Genomic DNA, 1,758 nt, shown 5'->3' on the forward strand with positions numbered 1-1,758 from the left:
GGCCAGGTCCAGCACCGGCCGGACCGTGACCCGGGTGCCTGCTTCCTGGCACCACTCCTTGACCTGCTCGGGGGTGACCACGGACCGGGTGTTCTCCACCTCGACCATCGCCTCCCCGGGGCGGGTGTGGGCGTAGAGCACGAGCTCACGCTGTGCCGGATCACCGGTGCCCACCATCCCCAGCGCCATGGAGCGCCGCACGTCCAGCGGCAGAGTCGGGTCGAGGGCGGCGGCCTTGGCGGTGAGGAACTGGTCGAACGCGACCGCGTCGGCGAGGCCGGCCCAGCCGCTGATGGGAACCTGACCATCCGCGTTGATGCCGCGGTACTCCACCCGCACACACCGCTGCTCGGCCTCGGCGACCCGGCGGCGCTCGGCCTCCGCGGGGTCGAACTCCGCCCGCGCCTTCTCGATCTGGCGGTCGAGCTCGGCCCACGAACACCGCGCGGCGACGATCGCGAGCCTCTGGTCGACCGCGGCGGCCGCGTCGTAGGACAGGGTGCGGGTGTCCTGGGCGATCTTGCGGGCCCGCCACACCGCGACCTCACCGGCCAGCACGCGGGCCCAGATCCGGGGCAACCTGGAGGACAGCTCGAGGGCGTCGCCGATGAGGCGGGCGCCGGCTTCGTGCTTCATCCCGATCGCCAACGCGAACTCGGCGACCGCGGACTCGTCGATCGTGACTGCGCCCGCGCCGGCCAGTTCGGGGGCCTGCCTGCCCCACTCGATCTCGGGGTCGGGGTCACCGGGGTGCAGCTCGGCCCATTGCACCGCCTGCACCAGCTGCTCCACCTGCGCCTCAGCGATCACCGTGGCGGTGTCGCGGGCAGCGACCAGCACCTCATCGGCGCGGGTGCTGGTGGTGGCTGCCATGGATCCACTCAAACACCGACCACCGACAGTGGTGGGCCTCAGAAGCCCGTATCCACAGGGATCTGACGATTTCGAAGGTAAAGAATTCCTGGCCGCGGTGTCGTGCCACGGCCCGGGCCACCACGGTCGACCCCAGCGCACCGGAAAGCCGACAGGCCGCCGCAACCAGCGTCCCGGTGACCGCTGACTGCGGTGACCACCTATCCCTGTAAGTCTGCGAAGCCGGCGGCCCGCAGGCCGGGAGGCGAGCCCGACCCGCGCGGACCTCACCCGCTTTGCTGCCTGACGGCGGCCGATGCAAGCGGACCCGCAGCCCGCCGACAAGTGCGGTGGTTTCGAGGCTCGGCGCTAGCGCGCCTCGCACCTCAACCACCGAGAAGCGCTAGGCGTTCCAGCGCAGCACGACCGGCGACTCCCGCTCCCACACGAGCCCGGAGATCGTGGCGGTGTCGAGGCGGAGGTGCCGGCCCTCGGTGACGTCGAGGTCGAGCCAGCGGGCGGCCAGGGCGCGCAGGCCGTGGGCGTGCCCGAAGACGAGCGTGGGGCCGTCGACGGCGCGGACCCGGGCGACCACCCGGTCCGTCCGCGCAGTCACCGACGCGGCGGTCTCGCCGCCCGGTGTCGGATGGGTCCACACCGACCAGCCGGGCACGGTCTCGCGGATCGAGGCGGTGGTGCGGCCCTCGTAGTCGCCGTAGCCCCACTCGACGAGGTCCTCGTCGACCTCGACCGAGGCGAAGCCGGCCAGCGCGGCGGTACGCCGGGCGCGCTGGCGTGGGGACGAGAGCACCTGCGCGAACACCACGTCGGCCAGGCGCGGCGCGAGCGCGCGCGCCGCCTCCTCCCCCTCCGGCAGCAGCGGGAGGTCGGTCGTCGACGTGTGCC

General features: G+C 73.0%; 2 protein-coding genes. Both read right to left on the minus strand.

Annotated features, from left to right (window positions below):
* Positions 1 to 873 (minus strand): DUF222 domain-containing protein (locus tag ACTUAL_RS22135; protein WP_440901588.1); only part of this gene is annotated, 873 nt, incomplete at its 3' end.
* Between the two features lie 382 nt (positions 874 to 1,255).
* Positions 1,256 to 1,758: histidine phosphatase family protein (locus ACTUAL_RS22140; protein WP_440901589.1), on the minus strand; the 503-nt coding region annotated here is incomplete at its 5' end.

This window comes from Actinosynnema sp., from assembly GCF_052038725.1.